Origin of the sequence: Streptomyces corallincola (assembly GCF_019104725.1) — a bacterium.
GTDB lineage: Bacteria > Actinomycetota > Actinomycetes > Streptomycetales > Streptomycetaceae > Streptomyces > Streptomyces corallincola.
This window is the reverse complement of sequence record NZ_JAHRXF010000023.1, coordinates 53,931-76,278: the sequence shown is the minus strand read 5'-3', so window position 1 is coordinate 76,278 and position 22,348 is coordinate 53,931. Positions and strand designations below refer to the sequence as shown.

Genomic DNA, 22,348 nt, shown 5'->3' with positions numbered 1-22,348 from the left:
CGTTTCCCGCGCGGGACCTCAGCCCTTGGGCGCCGGGCTCCGCAGCACCCGTGTCATCCCCGGCAGGAAGTCCGTGAACAGCTCGTGCACTTCCAGCACCAGCGGACGCAGCACCCGGAACCGGGCCAGCGCCACCCCGCGCGCCGTCAGCCGCGCCCCCCGGCGGGCCAGCCGGTAACTGCGCTCCGAGCCCTCGGTGCGGTCGAAGATCCAGTACAGCACCAGACCCATCTGTGCCAGCCACATCAACTCCGGCAGCACGTCCCGCAGTTCGGGTGCCACCTTGACCTTGGCCCCGGCCAGCACCGTGCGGTGCACCCGGATCGCCTGCTCCCGCGCGTGCTCGCTCTCCGGCGAGAACGGGCTGAGCGGACTGTCCGGGTCCGCCGCGTTCTTGAAGAACTGCACCGCGAACTCGTGGTACGGCCGCGCGAGGTCCAGCCACACCGTCAGCACCCCGGCGAGCCGCCCCTCCAGTTCCGTCTCGCGCTCCAGGACATCGCGGACCGCCGCCTGGTGCTCGGCGGCGATCCGGTCGTAGAACCCCTGGATCAGGTGTTCCTTGCCCGCGAAGTAGTAGTACGCGTTCCCCACGGAGACCCCGGCCTCGGTGGCGATGGCCCGCATCGTCGTCTTGTCGTACCCGCGCTCCTGGAACAGCCGCATCGCGGTCTCCAGGATGAGGGCGCGGGTCTGTTCGGACTTGGACTGGGAGCCGGCGTCGGGGCCGTCGTTCTTCGCTGACACGGGAGGAGCCTAACCAGTGGGGCAGGAGCCGTCGGCGCAGGTCCCCGGTGCGGCCGTGGCCGGTGCCGGGGCGCGGTTCCAGGACGCGTGCACCCAGCCCTGGTCCGGGGTGTAGCGCCAGCCGTCGGACGTACGGTAGACGTTCCGGCCGCCGCCCCACCGGCTGCTGTCGCCGGGCCGGGCGCCGCGCCACTTGGCGGCGGCGAGCACCGCGCCCCGCGCCAGCCAAATCCCCTGCGGGGTGCTCAGCCGGTGGGCCAGCGGCCGGTACGCCCGCAGCGCCCACAGCACGGTGATCCAGGCCGCCGTGGACCGGTAGACCTGCCCCGCGTCCCCGACCACGGTGATCTCCTCCAGCGTCGCCGGGTGGTCGAGTCCGGGGAAGCGCCCCCGCGCCTCGGGAGAGTCCGCCGGGACCATCCGCAGGGGCACGAGCCTCGGCTGCCGGAGCAGCCAGTCGCGCAGGTGGACACAGAGCGAGCACTCCGCGTCGTAGAGGACGGTCAGCCCGCGGACCGGGGCGCCCGCGGGGCCCCGGTCCGGACCGCCGGTGGTGGCGGTCATCCCGTCACGCCCCGGCCGTCGGCGCGACCCAGCCCTGCGGCGCCACCGGCGGAAGCTGCTCGTTCTCCATGATCCCGCGCCGCCTGATCCTGCTGAGCACGAAGACGTTGCCCAGATGCATCGCGCCCAGCACCAGCAGCACCACGCCCACCTTGGTGGACAGGGCCTCGAAGATGCCGCGCGTGTCCGCGATCTCGTCGCTGCCGTGCAGGTACAGGGCCACGAAGCCGAGGTTCACCAGATAGAACCCGACCACCAGCAGGTGGTTCACCGCGTCGGCGAGCTTCTCGTTGCCCCGCAGCACGTCGGAGAGGAAGATCCGCCCGTTGCGGCTCAGTGTGCGGGCCACCCACACGGTGAGCGCGATGCTCACGACCAGGTAGATGACGTACGCGATGACATTGCGGTCCATGCCGCCCCACCCCTTCTTGAACGCGTTCAAAACGCTGTCGAGAAGGAACTGTAGACCTGTTTTTGAACGCGTTCAACCCGAGGGTGCGCGAAGGGGGGGCGGGGTGGGGGAGACCGGGTGGGAAGGCGGGGCGCGGATCAGGAACGGCGGGCCAGTTCGGGCCGCTTGGTGTAGTCGGTGAAGCCGACGACGTTGCCCCAGGGGTCCGCGATCTCCACGGTCCAGCCGGTGGCCACCGAGGCGGGCTCGTCCAGCGGCGGGATGCCCGCGGCCTCCAGGCGGCGGGCGGCGGTGCGGGCGTCCGGCACCTCAAGCCAGACGCGGGGCCCCGCCCAGGGCGGCGGCCGGTGGCCGAGCGCCTCCTCGGTCCGCAGCAGGATGCCGGGCGTCTCGGCGCCCACCTTCAGCTGCGCGATCCCGCCCTCGTCGAACCGGAACCCCACCGCGAACCCGGCCCGCTCGTAGAAGTCCACGGCCTCCGCGAGGGAGCCCACCGGCAGCAGTACGTTGTCGAACCCGAGCAGTTCGTACGACTCGTCATCTGACATGGCGTCAGGCTAGGCCGGACCGGGCCCGGAACCGGTGAGCCCCGCGCCACGACCGCCACGGGACCCACCGGGCGGCTCACCCGCCCGGCGGACCGTCGTGGGTCACACGCTCAGCGAACGGGCGTGGTTGACCTGGGCCAGCACGGCCGGGAAGGTCTGCGGGCCGAACGCCGGGATCATCGCCGCGTGGTGCCGTCCGCCGCTGGTCACGGTGACCTGCACATAGCCCACGGTCTTCCTCTCCTTCATCAGCAGGAACAGCAGACCGAGCAGGCAGAACACGAAGAAGACGATGGCCAGCACGATGGCGTGCGCCGGGATCTTCTCCTCGGTGTGCGACATGTCGGTGGCGTTCCACATCGCCCCGCGCAGCGGCATGGTGCCCGACGGCGTGATGATCCGGTCGCCCACCACCGTGATGTCCCCGATGGCGAGTTGCGGCCCGCCCCCGGGGAACTGCCCCATCGGCTGGGCGCCCATGAGCGGCAGGTGCGGCGCGGGCGGTCCCACCGGCGTACCCATCGGCGGCGTCACGGGCTGCGCCGGGTACGCGTACGGGGACGGCACCGGGGCCCCGCCGCCCTGCTGGTGCGGGAAGCCGTAGCCGGGCGCCTGGGGTGCCGGCGGGGCGGGGTGGCCGTAGCCGGGCGGCCCGGCGGGCGGCTGCGCGGGCGGTGCCGGTTGCGCTGCGGGGCCCCAGCCCTGCGTCCCGCCCCGGTCCCCGTGGTACTCCGGCTGTTCCGTCATGCCCGTCCCCCTCCCGTGGGCGGCCCGTGGGCCGGGCCGCCGCCTCCCTGCGTGTCGTGCCACGTCATCCTGCCAGTCCCGGACGCGACGAGGGGCCGTACCTCCCCGGCGGGAAGGCACGGCCCCTCGTGCGGCGCGTACGGGTGGTCAGAAGCGTCGCGTGATCAGCGCGCGCTTGACCTCCTGGATGGCCTTGGTGACCTCGATACCGCGCGGGCAGGCGTCCGTGCAGTTGAACGTGGTGCGGCAACGCCACACCCCGTCCCGGTCGTTGAGGATCTCCAGGCGCTGCTCGCCCGCCTCGTCACGGCTGTCGAAGATGAAACGGTGCGCGTTGACGATCGCGGCCGGGCCGAAGTACTGCCCGTCGTTCCAGAACACCGGGCAGGACGACGTGCACGCGGCGCACAGGATGCACTTGGTGGTGTCGTCGAAGCGGGCGCGGTCCTCGGCGGACTGCAGCCGCTCACGGGTCGGCTCGTTGGTGTCGTTGGTGATCAGGAACGGCATGACGTCCCGGTACGCCTGGAAGAACGGCTCCATGTCCACCACGAGGTCCTTCAGGACCGTCAGGCCCTTGATGGGCTCGATGGTGATGGGCTTGGCCGGGTTGATGTCCTTGATCAGCGTCTTGCACGCCAGCCGGTTCTTGCCGTTGATCCGCATCGCGTCCGAGCCGCAGATGCCGTGGGCGCAGGACCGGCGGAACGTCAGCGAACCGTCGAGCTCCCACTTGATCTTGTGCAGCCCGTCGAGGACGCGCTCCTTGGGGTCGATCTCCAGCTGGAAGTCTTCCCAGGTCGCCTCGGCCGAGACCTCCGGGTTGAACCGGCGGACCCGGAAGGTGACGGTGATGTAGGGGGAGTCGGCGAAACCGGGCTCGGGTGCCGCGTCCGCCTTGTCCAGAACAGGGGTAGCCATCAGTACTTACGCTCCATCGGCTGGTAGCGGGTCTGGACGACCGGCTTGTAGTCGAGACGGATGGTCTCCGAGCCGTCGGCCCCGACCTCGCGGTAGGCCATCGTGTGACGCATGAAGTTGACGTCGTCGCGGTTCGGGTAGTCCTCGCGGTAGTGACCGCCGCGCGACTCCTTGCGGGCCAGGGCGGAGACGGCCATGACCTCGGCCAGGTCGAGCAGGTTGCCCAGCTCGACGGCCTCCAGCAGGTCCGTGTTGAACCGCTTGCCCTTGTCCTGGATCGACACGTTGCGGTACCGCTCGCGCAGCTCGGCGATCTTCTCCACGGCCGTCTTGATGGTCTGCTCGGTGCGGAACACCATGACGTTGGCGTCCATCGTCTCCTGCAACTCGTTGCGGAGTACGGCCACCCGCTCGGTGCCGGAGGAGGCGCGCAGCCGCTCGATCTGCTCGACGACCAGCGACGCCGGGTTCTCCGGCAGCTCGACGTACTCGTTGGCATGCGCGTACGCGGCGGCGGCGATGCCCGCCCGGCGGCCGAACACGTTGATGTCCAGCAGCGAGTTGGTGCCCAGCCGGTTGGCGCCGTGCACGGAGACACAGGCGACCTCACCGGCGGCGTACAGACCCGGCACGACGGTGGTGTTGTCCGACAGGACCTCACCCTCGACGTTGGTCGGGATGCCGCCCATCGCGTAGTGCGCGGTGGGCTGGATCGGGATCGGGTCGGTGTACGGCTCGATGCCCAGGTAGGTGCGCGCGAACTCGGTGATGTCCGGGAGCTTCGCGTCGAGCTGCTCCGGCGGCAGGTGGGTGAGGTCCAGGTAGACGTGGTCGCCCTCGGGACCGCAGCCCCGGCCCTCGCGGATCTCCGTGTAGATGGAGCGGGAGACGACGTCGCGGGAGGCGAGGTCCTTCATGACGGGCGCGTACTTCTCCATGAAGCGCTCACCGTCCTTGTTGCGCAGGATGCCGCCCTCGCCGCGGGCGCCCTCGGTGAGCAGGATGCCCATGCGCCAGATGCCGGTCGGGTGGAACTGGAAGAACTCCATGTCCTCCAGCGGCAGACCCCGGCGGTACACGGCGGCCTGGCCGTCACCGGTGAGGGTGTGCGCGTTGGACGTCACCTTGAAGAACTTGCCGGTGCCGCCGGACGCGTAGATCACGGCCTTCGCCTGGAAGACGTGGATCTCGCCGGTGGCCAGCTCGTACGCCACCACACCGGCGGACCGCTTGACGCCGTCCACCTCGGTGATCAGCTGGTCCAGGACGTAGAACTCGTTGAAGAACTCCACGCCCTCCTTGACGCAGTTCTGGTACAGCGTCTGGAGGATCATGTGGCCGGTGCGGTCCGCCGCGTAGCAGGACCGGCGGACCGGGGCCTCGCCGTGGTTGCGGGAGTGCCCGCCGAACCGGCGCTGGTCGATGGTGCCGTCGGGCGTCCGGTTGAACGGCAGGCCCATCTTCTCCAGGTCGAGGACGGCGTCGATGGCCTCCTTCGCCAGGATCTCGGCGGCGTCCTGATCGACCAGGTAGTCACCGCCCTTGACCGTGTCGAAGGTGTGCCACTCCCAGTTGTCCTCCTCCACGTTGGCCAGCGCGGCGGCCATACCGCCCTGCGCGGCGCCCGTGTGGGAGCGGGTCGGGTACAGCTTCGTCAGGACCGCGGTGCGGCTGCGCTTGGTGGACTCGATGGCCGCGCGCATGCCCGCGCCACCGGCGCCGACGATGACCGTGTCGTACTTGTGGATCTTCATGATTCTCGCAGCCCCGTGCCTAGCGGATGTTCGGGTCGAAGGTGAAGATCACCAGCGAGCCCAGCAGGATGGTGAACACCGTGGCGGTGTAGAGCAGGCCCTTGAGCCACAGCCGGGAGGTGGCGCGCTCGGCGTAGTCGTTGATGACCGTGCGCAGGCCGTTCGCGCCGTGCAGCATGGCGAGCCACAGCATCAGCAGGTCCCAGACCTGCCAGAACGGGGACGCCCAGCGACCGGCGACGAAGGCGAAGCCGATCTTGGAGACGCCGCCGTCCAGCACCAGCTGGATCAGCAGGTGGCCGAGGACCAGGACGACCAGGACCACGCCGGACAGGCGCATGAACAGCCAGGCGGCCATCTCGAAGTTGCCGCGCGTGGAGCGCGGGGTCTTCTTGGTCCGGCGGCGCGGGGCCTCGATCAGCGGCGCGGGGTTGTCCACACCGTAGACGGGGGCGCTCTCGACGGGGCCGATGCCGTTTGCGGGGGATTCAGTCGTGGACATGCGCGTCAGCTCCCGAACAGAACACGAGCGGCGTGGCCGAGGACGGGGTAGATCGCGCCGAGCATCAGCAGGACCCACACGCCGACGACGGTCCAGAGCATCTGCTTCTGGTAGCGCGGCCCCTTCGACCAGAAATCGACGGCGATCACACGCAGGCCGTTGAGCGCGTGGAACAGGATCGCGGCGACGAGGCCGTATTCCAGCAGCGCGACGACCGGCGTCTTGTACGTGGCTACGACCTTGTCGTAGTCCTCGGGGGAGACACGGACGAGTGCGGTGTCCAGCACGTGAACGAACAGGAAGAAGAAAATGAGGACGCCGGTGACTCGATGAGCCACCCAGGACCACATTCCTTCCCGGCCGCGGTACAGCGTTCCAGCCGGCACGGAAGAACCCTCCGGGAGCGGTGACTGAGAGCCGCGCCGGCTTCGGTGTCGGTCGGGCCCGGCCGGGTACGGTCCACCGGCCCCCAGCATCGTATCCGTGTGCTCCGGCGGCCATTACGGGGGGCCTGTCGCCGGGGGGAAAGAGGCACCGGACGGGCTACCGGCTCCCGCGCGGACCGGCGGGCGCCGCCCCCGGCCCCCGGGTGCCGGGGCGCTACGTGCCAGGTGCGGGCGCGTTCGGCCTGGTCGTACGGTGTCCGGCCGCCCCGAGACGGCCCGTCAGGCGGCTGCGGGCCAGCCGCCGCAGCTCCTCGGCGGCCACCACCCGCTCCTCCTCCGGATCGTTCGTCAATCGTGACCGGATGCCTTCGAGCACCCGGTCCACGGCCTCCCCCGGCGCGGTGTCGCCCGGATGGATGACGAAGACGTGCCCGAACCGGGCCTCGTAGGCCGCGTGCGCCGCGCTCAGCGCCGTCCGCGCCGCCGTGTACGCGCCCGGCGGCAGTTCCGGCAGCGCCTCGGCCGCGAGCGCGCCGGACAGCTCGGCGGGGGTGAGGTCGTACGCCGCCTCGTCGGCGGCGGCGAGCAGGGCGTCCAGGTCGGGATAGGGGCGGTGCTCGGCGACCCGGCGGGACCAGCGGGGACTGCTCAGACAGCGCATGAGGAGGGCACGCGCCTCGTCCTCGGACGTGGCGTTGAAGGCGTTCAGCGGCTGGGGGAGACGCGGGAGTCGTTGCGCGGGCAGCGGGTGTCCTCGTGTCGCATGGAGCGGGGCGGGATGCCGTGGAAGCGGCGGATGAGGGGGCGGGTGCGGGGGCGGGTGCGGGCGGGAATGGCGTGCAAAGTGTGCCGTCACGCTATCGACAGTGGTCAGTCCGAGTCCGAAGGATGCGCGAATTTCACTCGAACGGAAGAGTTTCGGAACGCCTCGGTGACGAAGGTCCGGCGAATCGGTCGTACGTTGATCGTGTGAGCCAGCACAGACGCCGTCCTGCGGCGGACCAGACGAGACGTAAGCGGGCGGTCGTGGCCGCCGTGGTCGCGGGGACCGTCGCGCTCGGTGTGGGCGTCGGCGTATGGGCGTCGTCGGGCGGTGACGGCAGCCCCTCGGGCGACGGCACCACCCAGGCGTCCTCGGACCGCGCGGCGACGTCGGCCACCCCCTCCCCGACCCGGTCCTACCCGCTCTCCGAGGCACCGCGGACCATCCCGGCGGTCAGCTCCCACACCGCCGAGCGCGGCCCCGGCTGGCAGCCGAAGAAGGGCGGCCGGGTCCTGATCGGCGACCCGGGCCTGGCCGACGAGGGCAAGCTCATAGCCGGTGAGCTGGGGCTGACCTACGCGGGCGAGGGGAACGACGCCGCCCCCGGCGACCTGCGCCTCTCGCTCGGCGGCTCCGGCGGCGCCGAGTCGTACACCATGACCGTGCGCGGCGGCCGGGTGGACATCACCGGGCCCGGCGAGGCGGGCGTCTTCTACGGCACCCGCACCCTCAAGCAGGAGGTGCACGGCGGCGGCACCGCGCCCGAGGGCGTGGTCCGGGACACCCCCGCCAAGCAGGTCCGCGGCTTCATGCTGGACATCGCGCGCAAGCCGTTTACCGAGGACTGGATAGAGAACGAGATACGCACGCTCGGGGACCTGAAGTACAACGAGCTGGGCCTGCACTTCTCCGACGACCAGGCGTTCCGCATCCAGTCCACCACGCACCCCGAGATCGTCTCCCCGGTCCACCTCACCCAGGACCAGGTGCGCAGGATCATCGCCGTCGCCGACTCCCGGCACATCACCGTCGTCCCCGAGATCGACTCGCCCGGACACCTCGGCGCGGTCCTCGCCCACTACCCGGACCTCCAGCTCCGCAACGCGCAGGGCGTGCCGACCCGCGGCGCCATCGACATCTCCGAACCGGCCGCCGCCAAGCTCGTGGACGACCTGCTGAACGAGTTCACCGGCCTCTTCCGGGGCAGGCAGTGGAACCTCGGCGGCGACGAGTACCAGGCGCTCACCGTCTCCGACCCCGAGGCGTCCTACCCCCAGCTCGCCACCGCCGCGCGGCAGCGGTTCGGCGCGGACGGCACCGTCGCGGACCTCACCACCCAGTGGCTCAACGACCGCGCCGACACCGTCCGCGCCCACCAGCGCACCATGCGCGCCTGGAACGACGGCTTCTACGCCGACAGCTCCGTCCCCGCCGCCAAGGACCTCCAGGTCGCCTACTGGACCGGCAAGGAGATCGGCGCCCGCGAGCCGGTGACCTACCTGGACGCGGGCCGCCGACTCATCAACTACAACGACGAGTACCTCTACTACGTCCTCGGCGAGCCCCAGACCTTCGTCTACCCCACCGGCGAGCGCATCTACGAGCAGTGGACCCCGCGCGTCATCCGGCACACCTCGCCCGTCCCCGCCCGCTACGACAGCCAGATCCTCGGCGGCACCTTCGCCGTCTGGTGCGACTTCCCCAACGCCCAGACCCAGGACCAGGTCGCGGCGGGCATCCGGCTGCCGCTGGCGGCGACCGTGCAGAAACTGTGGGACGCGGACCAACCTGCCCTGTCCTGGCCGGAGTTCCAGAAGCTGGCGAACGGGCTGGTGTGAGGGGGCGGTCGGGCGCGGGGCGGGATTGACGCGCCGGGCCGGTGGGACGGATCGGTGGGGCGGGCCGACGGGCGCGCACCTCTTGGCTGTTGGCCGAAAACCTGCCACTGTGACACCCCCGCGTGATCGGGCGTGGTGAGGGGATCAGGGGGAGGGGTGGGGCGGATGAGCCTTACGGGGCTGTTCGAGGGGGCCGACGGGATCACGCTGGCGGCGAGCGGACTGGCTTGTTCCGATCGATGCCTTCCGCTGCTGGGGTCCGACGAGGAGTTGCTGCGCCCGCTGTGGGCGGCGCTCGCGGAGGACGCCGACTGGGCAGCGGCCCTGGACAAGGCGCGGGGTGCGGTGGGGAGTGCCGTACCGGGGGAGGACGAGGCGGTGACGCTGGCCCGCCGGATGCTGCTGGAAGCGCCGGGGGACCGGGACGTCGCGGCGCTGCGGGCCTGGGCGGAGTCCTGCTCGACGGACTCCCTCCGCGTCCACCTCCTCCTCGATCCCACGGCCCACCTGGAATCCGGCGAACTCCGCCGCCAGACCACCACCCTGGACCTGCTCACCCATCGCGGCCCCCAGGGCCTCCGTCCCGCCCTGGACCTCACCGTCGAGGGCCGCCGCATCCTGAGAGCGGCCCTGTCCCGCCGAGCGAGGACACACTCCTGAGCCTGAGCCTGAGCCTGAGCCGTGGCGGGGAGCGCGGAGGCTTCTGGAGGGCGCGGGTCGCCGGGCGAATGCCACAGCGGGCCCGCACCCACGTCTCGCCCACCGCTTGGGCGGAACCTGTGGCCGTACTGCGCACACCCTGCGTCAATCCTGCGCCGGTCCGGGAAAACCCCCGGATTGCCTGTGACACCCGGCCCCCGCGCAGCGCTGACCCCCATATGACGGTCCCGTACACGACACCCCAGCAGACCGGCCCGCACGGGGCGGCGAACCCCACGAGGTGGGCGGCGGACACGGTCGCCACGATGCGCGAGGGCGCCCGCGTCCGCCTCGACTACTCGGCCGGCAGCCTGCGCCGGGTGGACCTCCTCATCGACGAGATCCGCGCCGAGGGCGCCCCGTACGAGGCGGTGGAGACGGCACTGCGCGGCTTCGGCGCGTACGCGGGCGAGGTCCTCGTACGCCACTGCGGCGCCCAGTGGTGGGACACGGGCGCGGAACCCTGGCTCCGCACCAGGGACGGCCGCCTCTGGGACCCGCTCCAGGAAGCCCGCCGCCGGTTCGCCGCGCAGGGCTCCCTCCGCCTGATGTACCGGGCGGCCTCGGGGGCGGGGTGAGCGGGAGCGGCGACGGCGGGGCCCCGGAGGCCCGGTGACGGAGCACTCGGCGCCGGGTGCCTCCCCCGGTCCAGGACGCCCCGGTACCGTCACGCCGTATGACGGACACCTACGCCGACCACGACGACGCCGACAACGGAACCGGGATCGGAACCGGGTCCGGGTCCGGGACCGGGACCGAGGTCACCGAAGGGCTCGTGCGGGAGTTGTTGCGGGAGCAGCATCCGGATCTCGCGGGGCTGGCGGTTCGGGAGGTGGTGGGCGGGTGGGGCAACCAGATGTGGCGGCTCGGGGACGAGCTGGCGGTGCGCGTGCAGCGCATGGACCCGACCCCCGAGCCCCAGTTGAAGGAGCGGCGGTGGCTGCCGGTGCTGGCGCCGCGCCTGCCGCTTCCGGTGCCGGTCCCGGTGCGGTCCGGTGAGCCGTCCGCGCGCTTTCCCAAGCACTGGACCGTGATGACGTGGGTTCCCGGCGAGCCGCTGGACCACGGTTCGATCAGCCGCGGTGCCCACGCGGCCGACACCCTGGCGGGTTTCCTCCGGGCGCTCCACGTGGAGGCGCCCGCCGATGCGCCGGTCTCCCGGCACGCCGGTGCTCGTCTTGGGGACGGCGCGCACGGCTTCGAGGAGTCCTTCCGGGCCGTCGTCGTACCCGATGCCGTCGCCTCCGGCGTCCGGGCCGTCTGGGACGACGCCGTCGCGGCCGGGGCGTGGGAGGGCCCGCCGGTGTGGGTGCACGGCGACCTCCATCCCGCGAACGTCGTCGTCTCGGACGGCACGCTCTCGGGCGTCATCGACTTCGGCGACGTGTTCGCCGGTGACCCCGCGTGGGACCTCGCCGCCGCATGGGTGCTGCTGCCCGAGGGCGCGGCCTCCCGGTTCTTCGACGCGTACTTCGGCACCCGCGCGGACGCCGACGAGGCCACGATCCGGCGCGCCCGCGGGCTGGCCGCGCTGAAGAGCCTGTTCCTGATGCGCATGGGGCAAAACGGCGACCGAGGTCTCCCCGGCGGCAAACCCCACTGGGGACCACTGGGCCGCGCGGCCCTCGACCGCGTACTGACCGGCGCCTGACCCCGGCCTCCCCAACCCGCGGACAGGAGCTTTGTTCCTACGCAGGTGCTACGGAGCTGCTGCGGCGAAGGCCAGTCCGTCCCGCTCGGCCCGCACGTCGGCCAACTGTTCCTGGAGTTCGTCCAGTTCCGCGCGGCGTACGGTGAGCCGTTCCAGCAGTCCGGGATCCAGCGTGCACCCGATCGTGGAAGCCCACCGGCCACAGTGAGCAAGGGGCCGGACAGTCACTTCCCCATCTCGCGTGGCAGGGGCATGGAGCGGGCCGGATTCCTGCCGTCCCGCCGACACAGGGGCCCGGCCCGGGACACCCGCCAGGACTGGCGACTTCTCCTGCCTCCCGGACTCGCACGGCGGGATGTGCTCACTGGCCCACTCGGCCGTCGATCCGCTCCCGAAGGAGGTCGGCGTGGCCGCAGTGCCGCGCGTATTCGGTGATCTGTGCCACCAGGATCTCGCGCAGTGGCGCCTCACCGGTCCGCGTGCCGAGGTCAGCGAAGTCGGCGATGAAACGGTCACTCACCTGGCTCTCGGCTCGCCACTGCCGCCAGGCGTCCTCCACGACCGCCGGGTCGGCGACCGCTCCGTTCCAGTCGCCGTCACGGTCTTCAGGGGTGCGATAGATCCTGGGCGAGTCCTCTCCGGCCATTCGGCGGAAGTGCCGTTCGTCCTCAGCCATGTGCCGCACCAGCCCGAGCAGGGACATCGTGGACGGCGGTACGGAGCGCCAGGCCATCTGCTCGGCATTCAGGCCCGCACACTTCATCTCGATGGTGAGCCGGAAGTGGCGCAGACTCTCCAGCAGCGTTCCGCGTTCGCCGACCGTCTCGACTTTCGTCTCGCGCGGGTCGTCATCCGGATCGACCCACATGTCGGGGTAGATGGTGGACGGGGTCCACCGCGTCACCGCTGCTTCGTTGTCGCGCTTGCCTGAGTCCATGATCGCATCGTGGTGCGCGTCGAATCGGCCTGCCACCGAATATCGCCGTCCGATTCGGCCGACGGTCGCCCAACCGTATGTACTCCTCCGCAGTGACAGATGACCTACACCGCAGACTGCTGCTCAGGGCCTGCGTGAGCGCCCGGGCCGAGAACGCTCACCGCATGGCGTTCTCACCAGCCCAGCCCAGCGCATTGGGTGGGGCGTGCGAGATGGGGTTCCTCGTCCGGTGGTCGCGCCGCTGGTCACGGAGGCGGACCCACCGGAGCGTCGTCGCCGTTCAGACACCCTGAATCCAGGGCAACGGCCGGAGCCGCCACCCCCCACAGGAGAGGCTCCGGCCGTCGCGTTCGCGGGCCGCGTGCGGCCCGTACTTCCTTCTGCGCCGCCGGTGCGGTTTCTGTCACACGGGGGCCCACACGGACGGATCACGAGTTAGTTGCATCTTCTACAGACATGGACGAGGGCCGGTTTGACGCCGTAGCGTGCCTTTCGCGCCGACCGAGAACATGATCAAGGGAGTGCGGTGCAGGGGGACGACGCGGAGCTGACCGCCGCGGTACGTGCGGCACAGGACGGGGACGAGACCGCGTTCCGTACGGTGTACCGCGCCGTGCACCCCCGTCTGCTCGGCTACGTCCGCACGCTGGTCGGCGACGCCGACGCCGAGGACGTCACCTCCGAGTCCTGGCTCCAGATCGCCCGCGATCTCGACCGCTTCGACGGTGACGCCGACCGCTTCCGCGGCTGGGCCGCCCGTATCGCCCGCAACCGCGCCCTGGACCACATCCGGATGCGCGGGCGCCGTCCCGCGGTGGGCGGCGACGAGACCGAGCTGACCGGCCGGGCCGCCGAGTCCGACACGGCGGGCGAGGCCCTGGAGGCGCTGTCCACCGACGGCACCCTCGCGCTCATCGCCCGCCTCCCGCAGGACCAGGCCGAGGCGGTCGTCCTCCGGGTCGTCGTCGGCCTCGACGCCAAGACCGCCGCCGAGACGCTCGGCAAGCGCCCCGGCGCCGTACGCACCGCCGCGCACCGGGGCCTGAAGCGGCTCGCGGAGCTGCTCGGCGCCGATCCGGAATCGCCCGGCGGGCTCGGCGCGCTCCCGCCCCCGCGAGAACCGCGCGGTGGCGCGGTGACGTCCGCGACTGTGACGCATACGCGCGCGCGGACGCAGAAGGACATGTGATGGCCGACGAGCAGTACAAGTGGCTTACCCGTGAGGCGGCGGAACGTCTGCTGCGCGGCCGGTCACCGGAGCCCGTCGAGGAACCCCTGCCCGACCAGGCACGACGCCTCGCCCGGGCGCTGGAAGCGCTGTCCGCCGACCCCGCCCCCGGCCCCGCCCCGCTCCCCGGCGAGGACGCCGCGCTGGCCGCCTTCCGCGCGGCGCGTGAGCGCCGGGTGACGGGTGGGACCGGGGGTGTCACGGACGCCGGAACCCGTGCCGTGGCCCCCGTCCCGCCGCGCGGTGCCGGGCGCGCCGACGGCAGGGCCGTCCTGGGCGCCGACGCGGGCCTCGTCCGCATCGGCTCGCCGGACCGTACCGGAATCCGTACGCGCCGCTCCCGCCCGGTGCGGCTCTCGCTGCTCACTCTCGCCGCGGCCGCCGCGTTCGGCGGGCTCGCGCTGGCCGCCGGTACCGGGGTGCTGCCCGTGCCGTTCCGCGGCGGCGGCCCCGGACCCGCCGTCTCCGTCTCGGCCGCCGAGAGCCCCGGCCGCTCCGGCGCCCCGTCGGCCTCCTCGTCGCCGGGCACCCCCGGCGGCGCCGAACTGCCCGACGGCGGTACGAACGGTGCCCTGAGCGGCGACACCTCCGGCGGCCGGACCACCGACGGCTACGACGACACCGTCACCGGCATCACACCCGGCGCCGGTGACGCCCTCACCGCCCCGCGCCGCCGCGCGGCGGAGTCGGCCTGCCGCGACCTGCGCGCCGGGCGCGACCCCGGCGCCGCCCGCAGACGCGCCCTGGAGAACCTCGCCGGTGGCAGCACACGGGTCGGCCCGTACTGCGGGACCCTCCTGGCCGCTCACCAGTCCGCCACCGGCCGGAACCGCGTCAAGGGCGACGCCAAGGCCGGGGACACCCACGACACCAAGGACGGCCGCAGCAACCGCACCCCCCGCGAGCCCAGGAAACAGGGCAGCGGGAGCGGGAGCGGTGGAGGCAACGGCAAGGGCAAGGGCGGCGACAAGCGTGGTGACGGCAAGGGCGACGGCCGGGGCCGCGACGACGACAGCCGCTCCCACCACCACCGCCCCACCCGCGCCCCCCATCAAGGCCACGCCCCCGGCCACGGTCCCGGACACGGCCACCCGCACGCCGTGAGCGGCCCCCCCCGCGCCCCCGCCCCGCCCCACGAGGGCCGCCGTCCGAGGACATCACCCCCAGAGGTGTGACGTTTTTTCGCACCCCGGCGCTGTACTGAATGAGCCGACTGGTCATCGGCCGTCGCACCGAGCCGGGGTTCCCCCCGTACCCGTGGCTCGTGCACCCCGCGCGGGCGGGACACGTTCCCCCGGTCCCGCCCGCGCATCAACTTCCCCTCCCCTCCGGTGAGTTCACCCCGAGCGGGAGCCACACCCCCAGCCGCTTCCGGCGGGGTCCTTCGTACGGGTGAGCGGAGGCGGAAACCCGGCGGGCGCGGTTACGCTCGTGGAGAGTGTTCCCCGAAGGAGGACGCATGGCCGTACTGCAGCACGAGCCGAGTCTGAGCGAGGCCGCCGACCAGCTCGCCCGTGTGCTGCCCGGCCACCGCGTGGAGATCCTCCAGGGGAGACTCACTGTGACACCGCCGCCCGACGGCTCGCACGCTCTGACGCTGACCAAGCTGGGCAGAGCACTGGAACGGGCGGGCATCGAGGGCAGCGGGGTGGACTGGGTGCAGGCTGTCGGCCTCTGGCTGCCGACCCTGCCGGAGGACTTCGCCATCCCGGACCTCTCCGTGGTGGACGACGACTTCCGCGACGCGCACGTCACCAAGAATTTCTACGCCCCGCACGTCTTCCGCCTGGTCGTCGAGGTGACCTCCTCGAACTGGTCCGACGACCTCGGTCCGAAGGTGGAGTGCTACGCGCAGGCGGGTATCCCGGCCTACCTCGTCGTGGACCGCAAACACGACGAGGTCCTCCTCTACACGGACCCTCTCGACGGCGCCTATCCCGAGCCGCAGCGCTTCCCACGGGGCCGGACCGTGCCCGTACCGAAGACGGTGGGCGTACAACTCGACCTCCTGGTGGACACCCTGCTCGACGGCTGACTCCTCCGACTGTCGGACCCTTGTGCCACACTCGTCCCCATGTTCGGTGTCATCGACCTCCCCACCTACCTGGCCGGCCTCGCCCTGATCGTGCTGCTGCCCGGGCCCAACTCGTTGTACGTGCTGTCCGTGGCCGCGCGGCGCGGGGTGCGGGCGGGGTACACGGCCGCTGCCGGGGTGTGGTGCGGGGACGTGGCGCTGATGACGTTGTCGGCCGCCGGGGTGGCCTCGCTGCTCCAGGCGAACGCGGTGCTGTTCGGCATCGTGAAGCTCGCCGGTGCGGGTTATCTGACGTGGCTGGCGTTCGGGATGATGCGCGCCGCCCGGCAGTTGTGGCGTATGCGGCGCGAGCGGGCGGTGGCCGAGGCGGAGCCGGAGGAGGCCGGGGACGAACGGCCGTTCCGCCGGGCCTTCGTGGTGAGCCTGCTCAATCCGAAGGCGATCCTGTTCTTCGTCGCCTTCTTCGTGCAGTTCGTTGACGCGTCGTACGCCTACCCGGCCCTGTCCTTCCTCGTGCTGGGCTTCTTCGCCCAGGTCACCAGCGCGCTCTACCTCAGCGTGCTGATATTCGGCGGCACCCGGCTCGCCGCCGCCTTCCGGCGCCGCAAGCGCCTCTCCGCCACGGCCACTTCGGCGGCGGGCGCCCTCTTCCTCGGCTTCGCGGTGAAGCTCACCCTGGCGAGCACCTGACCCCGTACCCGCCCCTGGACCCCCGCGTCACCCAGAGGTACGCGGCCGTCCCGAGCCCGGTCCGCACCGCCGCGTCGGCCCACACGGACACGCCCGCCGCCAGGTCGCCCGGCCGGGTCAACACGCCCACCAGCAGCAGCGCGAGCGCCCCCGCGCACCCGGCCCCGACCGCGTACCGCGCCCAGGGCGCCCGGCCCCGGCCCAGCCGGGTCGCCAGCAGCCCGGCCGGGATCTGCACCAGCACGTGCAGGGCGAGGCAGAGCACCGGTACGGCGAACAGCAGTACGTAGGGCGCGTCGGTGGTGGGGGCGCCGGGCGGGGTCGCGTACGCCGTGTCCGTCAGCCACACCGGCGGGACCAGAAACCCGGCCAGCAGCACCGCCCCGCTCACGTGCATCGCACCGAGGTGCCGCAGCACCGGCCGCCCGGGACCGGACCCGTTCATGTGACGCCCCCTCCGTACGCGAGCCCCGCCCGCGAACGCGCCCATCGTAGGCACCGAGTCGCCGGGAGCCGCATCGCCGCCACCACGGGGGGATCGCTTCCAGGCGGCTCAGCCCCCGCCTCCTCCGCTCCTCGGGAGGGAGAACGCGGAGGGCGCCGCAGGGCGTACTTTTCTCAGTGCCCGCCGCAGCCGGGGCCCGAACGGTCTCTCCACGAAGCGGTGGATCAGCCAGGCCAGGGCCAGCATGGCGGCGACCGTGAGGCCGAGGGTGGACAGCGGGGGCACGCCGAGCCCCCGGTGCAGCACCCGGATGACGAACCAGCCCAGGTGTTCGTGGACCAGGTAGAACGGATAGGTCAGCGCGCCCGCCGTCACCAGCCAGGGCCAGTCCGCCCAGCGGGTCCAGCCCAGTGCCACCGCGGCCACCGTGGCGTACGCCAGCGCGACGATCAGCACGATCACCCACGGATGCCGGACGAACTCCGGATGCCCGCCCGGATGCCACAGCCCCCGGACGGCGGTGTGCTGCCCGATCAGGAAGGAGACGCCGACGATCCCCCACAGCATGAGGTCGCTGCCGAACCGGTGGATCAGGTACAGCGCCAGGCCGCCGATGAAGAACGGGGCGTACTCCGGCATGACGATCTGATCGACCAGTGCGCTGTCCGAGGCCGTGCTCAGCACGACCGCCAGCGTCCACACGGCGCAGAACAGCACCACGCGCCGGTAGGTCACCCCGCGCGCCACCACGAGCAGCGCGAACAGCGCGTAGAAGCGCACCTCGGCCCAGAGCGTCCAGCACACCCCGAGCACCCGCGGCACACCCAGCGGCATCTGGAGCATCGTCAGATTCACCAGGAACTCGTCGGGCCGTACGGCGCGCACCACCACCGGCAGCGCGATCGAGGCGGCCGTCACCAGCACCAGGGCCACCCAGTACGCCGGGTAGAGGCGGGAGACCCGCGAGCGGAAGAAGTCGCCCAGCGTGCGGCCCCAGCTGCTCATGCAGATGACGAAGCCGCTGATGACGAAGAAGAACTGCACACCCAGGCAGCCGTAGGTGGACACGGGGGAGAGCGACGGGAAGACACCGGACGGCGAGCCGCGCCAGGACCCGGAGACCTCGCCGCCGCGTCCGGCGTAGTGGTAGAGGCACACCATCAGCGCGGCGACCAGGCGCAGGCCGTCCAGTGCGAGCAGCCGCCCGGGACGACCGCCCGGCGCGGCGGCCGGAACGGTCGGTGCCGACTCTGTGAGCCGCGCGGTCCGCGCGGTCCGGGAAGGGGAAATCGATGCAGGCATGATGCTCGACATGTTCCCGAACGGACGTTGCCCCGCCCGGATATTCATGTGAATTCCCGAGCGTGTCGGCCCCCTGCTGTTCACCCCGCGGTCACGCGGAATTACCGGCACCTCGGCCGATGCGTGCGGCAGGGGTGCGGCAGGAATGCGGTATGAATGGGAAGCGAATGGGGAGCGAATAGGGTGCGAATGCGACAGGAATGCGGCACGAAAAAGAGGGAACGCCCGGCGGACGGCCCTTTTCCGGACCCTCCGTCAGGCGTTCTCCCGTTCCCCCGTTCTCCCGTTCCGCCGGAGAATCGGCCGTGCTCGGCACAGTCGGCCGTCAGCGGAACCGGCCCTGTTCGGCGGCGACCGCACGCCCCAGACTCCGAGCCCTGCGGGCCACCCTCCGCACCGTCGCGTTGCGCGGGATGAACGCGAGCTGCGCGGGCACCCCGCCGGGCAGCGCCAGCGAGGTCAGGCGGCGGCGCTTGAAGTAGCGCATCGTGCGCGGGCCGGGGTTCCGGGCGAGGTACTCCTCGGTCTCCCGGCGCAGGCCGGGCAGGATCTTCGGCTGCATGGCGAAGCCCACCGCACGCACCAGCGCGCCCAGCGCCTCGACGTCCATGCTCTGCCGCCGCGCGGCCACCGCGTCCGCGTCGCCCACCTCGGGCAGCAGCGCGTCCACCACGGTGACCGGCACCCGGTTGCTGTTCTCGTACGGCGCGAGCCGCTCCAGCAGCAGTTCGGTGCCGACCCGCGCCACCGGCAGGCCGTACAGCGCGGTCGCCGTGAACAGGGCGGTGGAGAAGCAGCCGACCACCAGGGCCGGGCGCATCCGCTGGTAGGCGACCTCCGCGAGCACCGGGGTGTGCAGCACGGTCAGCTCGGCGCCGAGCCGTTCCGCCTCCTCCTCCAGCGAGCGGGTGAAGCCCGCCGGGGCCGCCGGGTGCGGCTTGAACACCACCGAGGTGTGGCCCAGCGCGACCGCGCCCCGCAGCATCCGCAGATGCAGCGCGTCCTCCTCCTCGGCGGTGAGGATGTCCAGCGCCGAGAGGTACTGCCCGAGCAGCAGCGCGGACCCGGTCGGTTCGGGCAGCCCGTCGCCCAGCGGCGCCAGCTCGGCCAGCACCTTGGTGAACGCCTGCGTCGGCACGATCTCGCCGGGCACGTCGAACTCGGTCAGCAGCAGCGGCGCCAGCCCCGGCACCAGGTCCAGGTGCAGCACCCGGTCCACCCGGGTGCCCACCAGCGGGTCGATCTTGTTGCGGGTCGGGCCGTAACTCATCAGGCCGTCGGCGTAGACGGTGACCGGGGCGCCGGTGAAGATCTGCGCCAGCCCCAGCGACGGGTTGACCTGGATCGACTCGACCGCCAGCTCCACGTCGTCCGTGCCGAGCCGCCACTCGTGGCGCAGATACCGCTCCCACAGCGGCAGGTCGTCCGGCCGGGGCGCCCAGCCGCCGGGGTGGAAGGGGAAGATCGCCTCGTTGTACGACAGCACCTCGTCGAAGCGCTCGCTCAGCCGCTCGAATCCCGGCATGGTGTCCGGCGCGGGCGTGGTCTCGGGCGTCGCGGTGTTGTTGCAGACCAGCAGGACGCGGCGGTCGGCGGGCCCGAAGCAGCCGGAGTCCAGCGCGGCGGCCAGCGTCGCCGTGCCGTACAGGGTGGACACCTGGAAGATCTGGGTGGTCACGCGGCCACCCCCGCGGCGGAGCGGCGGCGCAGGCGGCGCAGTTTGCCCGCGCGCAGCAGGTCCATCGAGTCCAGCGCCTCGTCCAGCACGTCCTGCGGCATCCGCCGCAGCGCGGCGGCACTCCGGGACTTCAGTTGCTTCGCCACGGCGGGCTCGAACCTCTCGATGGAACCCACGTGGTGGGAGATGATCGCGCAGTACGTGCGCACCGCCTTCGGCAGCAGCGCGGCGGCGTCCCGGTCCCGGGCCGTCTCCGCGACGACCTGGTCGAACGCCCGGATGAAGTCGAGCTGGCGGACGTCGCCGATCTGGGTGAGGGAGGTCGCCACACCCCGCCGGTAGAACACCCCGAGCAGGTTCACCACGGCGAACGACTCCGCCTCCCGGTGCAGCCGCCAGATCCACGGCCGGTCCTCGGCGGTGCGCAGTCCGTCGGTGAAGTGCAGCAGGCCCCGGTCCACCAGTCGGCGGTGGTAGACGCCCGCCCAGGCGAAGGCGTAGTCCACCGAGGTCGAGCGGTCGGCGGGCAGGATCGCCGCGCGCGGGTCCATCACCACCCCCCGCCTGCCGTGCGGGACGCGCTGCACGCCGCGCGCGCGGGCGGTGCACTGGACATGGTCGGTGCGCAGGAAGTCGCAGCCCAGCTCGTCCATCGCGGCGACCAGTCGCGGGTAGTAGCCGGGGGCGAGCCAGTCGTCGCCGTCCAGGAAGGTCAGGTACTCGCCGCGCGCCCGGTCGATACCGGTGTTGCGGGCGGTCGCCAGCCCTCCGTTCTGCTCATGGCGGACGACCACCGCGCCCGGCAGCTCGCGTTCGGCGCGCTCCAGGATCTCTGGTGTCCCGTCACGGGAACAGTCGTCCACGAGAATGAATTCGAAGTCCTCACGCGCGTTCGCCCGAAGGCTGCGCAAGGTGTCCGGTGCGTATTGCCGCACGTTGTAGAACGGCACGATGACGGAGAGCTTGACCACGTCAGGGACGTTAGGGCGCGGCCCGTGATTCGTCTTGGCCACCGAGTTGACGAGGGGTGAACGAAGCGTGGCGAACCCATGAACCAGGCTTTCCGCCCCGCCTTTCCCGCCCCGAATCCCCATTCGGCGATGTGCTGTTAACCGTTTGTTGCATTCCGGTTGGGCGGAACATCGAAATGGCTTCCTAGCTTCTAGGGCGTGCCAGCAAGTGCAACGAAGTCCCTGCGGGTCGCCGTCCTCGCGGATTCGGACACCCGGTGGAAGTGGGGGGCGCTCACCGCGCAGCGCCTCGCCCCCGCCGGAGCCGTACTCCGCCTCGACGGCCACCTTCTGCGCGGCCGTGCCACCCCCACCGCCCGCCAGCTGGAGGAGGTCGGCGTCCGCGCCGACTCCCTCCGCGAGGTCACCGGCCTCGAATTCGTGCGCGCCATGACCGAGGAGCGTTACGACATCCTCGTGATCGCGCTCGTCGGCGGCGGGGTGCAGGCGATGCTGCACGGGCTGCGGCACGCCTGGGGCGACGGCCCGCGCCCGGTGGTCGTCACCGGGTACGTCGGCGTCGTCTACGAGAAGCTCACCGACGGCCTGCTGCTCCGGCACGGCGCGGACCTCGTCCTCGCCAACTCCCGGCACGACACGGACCGGTTCCGCGCGGTGTACGAGGGGGTGGGCGCCGACGCCTCCGCGGTGACCGAGGTCGCGCTGCCGTTCCTCGGCGGAGCGCCGTACGAGGGCGAACACGACCCGTACACCGTGGTGTTCGCCGCCCAGCCGTCCGTGCCGGACAACCGGCGCGACCGTACGTACCTGCTGGACCGGCTGATCGGGCACGCCCGGCTGCACCCCGAGCGGGAGGTGCTGCTGAAGCTGCGTTCCCAGCCCGGCGAGCACACCACCCACATCGAGGAACTGCCGTACCAGAAGCTGGTCCAGGGCAAGGACGTGCCCGCCAACTTCCGTCTGGTGTACGGGCACATGGGCGAGGTGCTGGACCGTACCGACCTGCTGGTCACCGTCAGCTCCACCGCCGCGCTGGAGGCCCTGCACCGGCGGGTGCCGACGGTCGTGCTCACCGACCTCGGGGTGCGCGAGACGCTCGGCAACCACCACTTCACCGGCTCCGGCTGCCTCGCCTCCTGGGACCGGCTCGACGCCGGGCACCGCCCCGAGGCGGACCCCGAGTGGGTCGCCCGGCAGGGCGTCGCGGCCGACGGCGGCTACGAGCACGCCTTCGACGCGGCCCGCGACCGGATCACCGCCCTGCTCGCCGGACCCGGTCAACTCCCGCCGCTGAAGCCCTACTACACGCCCGGGACCGCCCCCGGCTATCTGCCGGGCATCCTCGCCCGCCACCACCTCGGCCCGGACGGCGCCCCGCTGCCCGGCGCCCCGGCGGCCGACCGGGAGCCCGGCCCCGTCCGCCAGATCGTGCGCCGGGCCGCGCGCGGCGCCTACCGCCACGGAGTGCAGCGCGTGGCCCCCGTGATCCGACGAATGGGAGAGCTGTGAACCACCGGCCGCCCCCGCAAG

The 22,348-nt window shown here is 72.0% G+C and carries 25 protein-coding genes; 9 read left to right on the top strand and 16 right to left on the bottom strand.

Annotated elements, in window-relative coordinates; translation table 11 throughout:
- Nucleotides 1–18: 18 nt before the first annotated feature.
- The 10 genes from KUM39_RS16625 to KUM39_RS16580 form a co-directional block, all read right to left on the bottom strand.
- Nucleotides 19–747, bottom strand: coding sequence for a TetR family transcriptional regulator (locus KUM39_RS16625; protein ID WP_217786435.1), 729 nt, complete (start codon nucleotides 745–747; stop codon nucleotides 19–21).
- 9 nt (nucleotides 748–756) lie between these two features.
- The gene (locus KUM39_RS16620; protein WP_217786434.1) at nucleotides 757–1,311 is read right to left on the bottom strand and encodes a thiol-disulfide oxidoreductase DCC family protein; all 555 of its coding nucleotides are present in this window, start codon (nucleotides 1,309–1,311) and stop codon (nucleotides 757–759) included.
- A 4-nt stretch (nucleotides 1,312–1,315) separates the two neighbouring features.
- Entirely contained in the window at nucleotides 1,316–1,723 is a 408-nt protein-coding gene (locus KUM39_RS16615; protein ID WP_217786433.1) for a hypothetical protein, read from the bottom strand.
- A 137-nt stretch (nucleotides 1,724–1,860) separates the two neighbouring features.
- Nucleotides 1,861–2,271 carry a VOC family protein gene (locus tag KUM39_RS16610; protein ID WP_217786432.1) on the bottom strand — a complete coding sequence of 137 codons (411 nt, stop codon included), beginning with the start codon at nucleotides 2,269–2,271 and terminating at the stop codon, nucleotides 1,861–1,863.
- A 102-nt stretch (nucleotides 2,272–2,373) separates the two neighbouring features.
- Nucleotides 2,374–3,018, bottom strand: coding sequence for a hypothetical protein (locus KUM39_RS16605; protein WP_246620246.1), 645 nt, complete (start codon nucleotides 3,016–3,018; stop codon nucleotides 2,374–2,376).
- A gap of 147 nt (nucleotides 3,019–3,165) precedes the next feature.
- The gene (locus tag KUM39_RS16600; RefSeq protein WP_217786431.1) at nucleotides 3,166–3,939 is read right to left on the bottom strand and encodes a succinate dehydrogenase iron-sulfur subunit; all 774 of its coding nucleotides are present in this window, start codon (nucleotides 3,937–3,939) and stop codon (nucleotides 3,166–3,168) included.
- On the bottom strand, nucleotides 3,939–5,693 hold the full coding sequence (sdhA, locus tag KUM39_RS16595; RefSeq protein WP_217786430.1) for a succinate dehydrogenase flavoprotein subunit: 1,755 nt from the start codon (nucleotides 5,691–5,693) through the stop codon (nucleotides 3,939–3,941). Before sdhA ends, KUM39_RS16600 begins: the two co-directional genes overlap by 1 nt.
- A gap of 19 nt (nucleotides 5,694–5,712) precedes the next feature.
- Nucleotides 5,713–6,195, bottom strand: a complete 483-nt coding sequence (locus tag KUM39_RS16590; protein ID WP_217786429.1) for a succinate dehydrogenase hydrophobic membrane anchor subunit — start codon at nucleotides 6,193–6,195, stop codon at nucleotides 5,713–5,715.
- A gap of 5 nt (nucleotides 6,196–6,200) precedes the next feature.
- Nucleotides 6,201–6,581 (bottom strand): succinate dehydrogenase, cytochrome b556 subunit, encoded by a 381-nt coding sequence (gene sdhC, locus KUM39_RS16585; RefSeq protein ID WP_217786428.1) that lies wholly within the window; start codon nucleotides 6,579–6,581, stop codon nucleotides 6,201–6,203.
- Nucleotides 6,582–6,795: 214 nt separating this feature from the next.
- Nucleotides 6,796–7,455, bottom strand: coding sequence for a 2-oxo-4-hydroxy-4-carboxy-5-ureidoimidazoline decarboxylase (locus KUM39_RS16580; protein ID WP_372455770.1), 660 nt, complete (start codon nucleotides 7,453–7,455; stop codon nucleotides 6,796–6,798).
- Nucleotides 7,456–7,550: 95 nt separating this feature from the next.
- Between KUM39_RS16580 and KUM39_RS16575 the strand changes: the two genes are divergently transcribed.
- The 4 genes from KUM39_RS16575 (at nucleotide 7,551) to KUM39_RS16560 (ending at nucleotide 11,532) form a co-directional block, all read left to right on the top strand.
- Entirely contained in the window at nucleotides 7,551–9,182 is a 1,632-nt protein-coding gene (locus KUM39_RS16575; protein WP_308288152.1) for a beta-N-acetylhexosaminidase, read from the top strand.
- A 165-nt stretch (nucleotides 9,183–9,347) separates the two neighbouring features.
- Complete coding sequence (locus KUM39_RS16570) at nucleotides 9,348–9,842, top strand: hypothetical protein (protein WP_217786425.1); 495 nt, start codon at nucleotides 9,348–9,350, stop codon at nucleotides 9,840–9,842.
- A 218-nt stretch (nucleotides 9,843–10,060) separates the two neighbouring features.
- Entirely contained in the window at nucleotides 10,061–10,459 is a 399-nt protein-coding gene (locus tag KUM39_RS16565) for a hypothetical protein (protein WP_217786424.1), read from the top strand.
- 98 nt (nucleotides 10,460–10,557) lie between these two features.
- Entirely contained in the window at nucleotides 10,558–11,532 is a 975-nt protein-coding gene (locus tag KUM39_RS16560) for an aminoglycoside phosphotransferase family protein (protein ID WP_217786423.1), read from the top strand.
- Nucleotides 11,533–11,580: 48 nt separating this feature from the next.
- Here KUM39_RS16560 and KUM39_RS16555 read toward each other — a convergent pair whose 3' ends face one another.
- Nucleotides 11,581–11,760: a hypothetical protein gene (locus tag KUM39_RS16555; protein ID WP_217786455.1), complete on the bottom strand. Its 180-nt coding sequence runs from the start codon at nucleotides 11,758–11,760 to the stop codon at nucleotides 11,581–11,583.
- Between the two features lie 133 nt (nucleotides 11,761–11,893).
- A complete protein-coding gene (locus KUM39_RS16550; protein ID WP_217786422.1) occupies nucleotides 11,894–12,469 on the bottom strand; it encodes a DinB family protein in 576 nt (191 codons plus the stop codon).
- 526 nt (nucleotides 12,470–12,995) lie between these two features.
- Between KUM39_RS16550 and KUM39_RS16545 the strand changes: the two genes are divergently transcribed.
- The 4 genes from KUM39_RS16545 (at nucleotide 12,996) to leuE (ending at nucleotide 16,422) form a co-directional block, all read left to right on the top strand.
- Complete coding sequence (locus KUM39_RS16545) at nucleotides 12,996–13,658, top strand: RNA polymerase sigma factor (protein WP_217786421.1); 663 nt, start codon at nucleotides 12,996–12,998, stop codon at nucleotides 13,656–13,658.
- Nucleotides 13,658–14,872: a hypothetical protein gene (locus KUM39_RS16540; RefSeq protein ID WP_217786420.1), complete on the top strand. Its 1,215-nt coding sequence runs from the start codon at nucleotides 13,658–13,660 to the stop codon at nucleotides 14,870–14,872. Before KUM39_RS16545 ends, KUM39_RS16540 begins: the two co-directional genes overlap by 1 nt.
- 284 nt (nucleotides 14,873–15,156) lie before the next feature.
- Entirely contained in the window at nucleotides 15,157–15,732 is a 576-nt protein-coding gene (locus KUM39_RS16535; RefSeq protein WP_217786419.1) for a Uma2 family endonuclease, read from the top strand.
- A 39-nt stretch (nucleotides 15,733–15,771) separates the two neighbouring features.
- Nucleotides 15,772–16,422 carry a leucine efflux protein LeuE gene (gene leuE, locus KUM39_RS16530; RefSeq protein WP_217786418.1) on the top strand — a complete coding sequence of 217 codons (651 nt, stop codon included), beginning with the start codon at nucleotides 15,772–15,774 and terminating at the stop codon, nucleotides 16,420–16,422.
- Here the strand turns inward: leuE and KUM39_RS16525 are convergent.
- From KUM39_RS16525 to KUM39_RS16510, 4 genes are all read right to left on the bottom strand, one after another.
- A complete protein-coding gene (locus tag KUM39_RS16525) occupies nucleotides 16,403–16,867 on the bottom strand; it encodes a hypothetical protein (protein ID WP_217786417.1) in 465 nt (154 codons plus the stop codon). The genes leuE and KUM39_RS16525 overlap by 20 nt on opposite strands.
- A 108-nt stretch (nucleotides 16,868–16,975) precedes the next feature.
- Nucleotides 16,976–18,169, bottom strand: a complete 1,194-nt coding sequence (locus KUM39_RS16520) for an acyltransferase family protein (RefSeq protein WP_246620245.1) — start codon at nucleotides 18,167–18,169, stop codon at nucleotides 16,976–16,978.
- A 325-nt stretch (nucleotides 18,170–18,494) separates the two neighbouring features.
- Entirely contained in the window at nucleotides 18,495–19,847 is a 1,353-nt protein-coding gene (locus tag KUM39_RS16515; protein ID WP_217786415.1) for an alpha-2,8-polysialyltransferase family protein, read from the bottom strand.
- Nucleotides 19,844–20,818: a glycosyltransferase family 2 protein gene (locus KUM39_RS16510; protein WP_217786414.1), complete on the bottom strand. Its 975-nt coding sequence runs from the start codon at nucleotides 20,816–20,818 to the stop codon at nucleotides 19,844–19,846. The genes KUM39_RS16515 and KUM39_RS16510 overlap by 4 nt, the downstream gene beginning before the upstream one ends.
- 198 nt (nucleotides 20,819–21,016) lie before the next feature.
- On the opposite strand from KUM39_RS16510, the gene KUM39_RS16505 reads away from it, so the two are divergent.
- Nucleotides 21,017–22,327 carry a DUF6716 putative glycosyltransferase gene (locus tag KUM39_RS16505; RefSeq protein WP_217786413.1) on the top strand — a complete coding sequence of 437 codons (1,311 nt, stop codon included), beginning with the start codon at nucleotides 21,017–21,019 and terminating at the stop codon, nucleotides 22,325–22,327.
- Nucleotides 22,328–22,348: the final 21 nt, after the last annotated feature.

Excerpts from the sequence above, each read along its gene's own strand:
- KUM39_RS16620 (WP_217786434.1), bottom strand. The coding sequence starts at position 1,311 with ATGACCGCCACCACCGGCGGTCCGGACCGGGGCCCCGCGGGCGCCCCG.
- KUM39_RS16615 (WP_217786433.1), bottom strand. The coding sequence starts at position 1,723 with ATGGACCGCAATGTCATCGCGTACGTCATCTACCTGGTCGTGAGCATC.
- KUM39_RS16610 (WP_217786432.1), bottom strand. The coding sequence starts at position 2,271 with ATGTCAGATGACGAGTCGTACGAACTGCTCGGGTTCGACAACGTACTG.
- KUM39_RS16605 (WP_246620246.1), bottom strand. The coding sequence starts at position 3,018 with ATGACGGAACAGCCGGAGTACCACGGGGACCGGGGCGGGACGCAGGGC.
- KUM39_RS16600 (WP_217786431.1), bottom strand. The coding sequence starts at position 3,939 with ATGGCTACCCCTGTTCTGGACAAGGCGGACGCGGCACCCGAGCCCGGT.
- sdhA (WP_217786430.1), bottom strand. The coding sequence starts at position 5,693 with ATGAAGATCCACAAGTACGACACGGTCATCGTCGGCGCCGGTGGCGCG.
- KUM39_RS16590 (WP_217786429.1), bottom strand. The coding sequence starts at position 6,195 with ATGTCCACGACTGAATCCCCCGCAAACGGCATCGGCCCCGTCGAGAGC.
- KUM39_RS16570 (WP_217786425.1), top strand. The coding sequence starts at position 9,348 with ATGAGCCTTACGGGGCTGTTCGAGGGGGCCGACGGGATCACGCTGGCG.
- KUM39_RS16565 (WP_217786424.1), top strand. The coding sequence starts at position 10,061 with ATGACGGTCCCGTACACGACACCCCAGCAGACCGGCCCGCACGGGGCG.
- KUM39_RS16560 (WP_217786423.1), top strand. The coding sequence starts at position 10,558 with ATGACGGACACCTACGCCGACCACGACGACGCCGACAACGGAACCGGG.
- KUM39_RS16550 (WP_217786422.1), bottom strand. The coding sequence starts at position 12,469 with ATGGACTCAGGCAAGCGCGACAACGAAGCAGCGGTGACGCGGTGGACC.
- KUM39_RS16540 (WP_217786420.1), top strand. The coding sequence starts at position 13,658 with ATGGCCGACGAGCAGTACAAGTGGCTTACCCGTGAGGCGGCGGAACGT.
- KUM39_RS16535 (WP_217786419.1), top strand. The coding sequence starts at position 15,157 with ATGGCCGTACTGCAGCACGAGCCGAGTCTGAGCGAGGCCGCCGACCAG.
- leuE (WP_217786418.1), top strand. The coding sequence starts at position 15,772 with ATGTTCGGTGTCATCGACCTCCCCACCTACCTGGCCGGCCTCGCCCTG.
- KUM39_RS16525 (WP_217786417.1), bottom strand. The coding sequence starts at position 16,867 with ATGAACGGGTCCGGTCCCGGGCGGCCGGTGCTGCGGCACCTCGGTGCG.
- KUM39_RS16520 (WP_246620245.1), bottom strand. The coding sequence starts at position 18,169 with ATGCCTGCATCGATTTCCCCTTCCCGGACCGCGCGGACCGCGCGGCTC.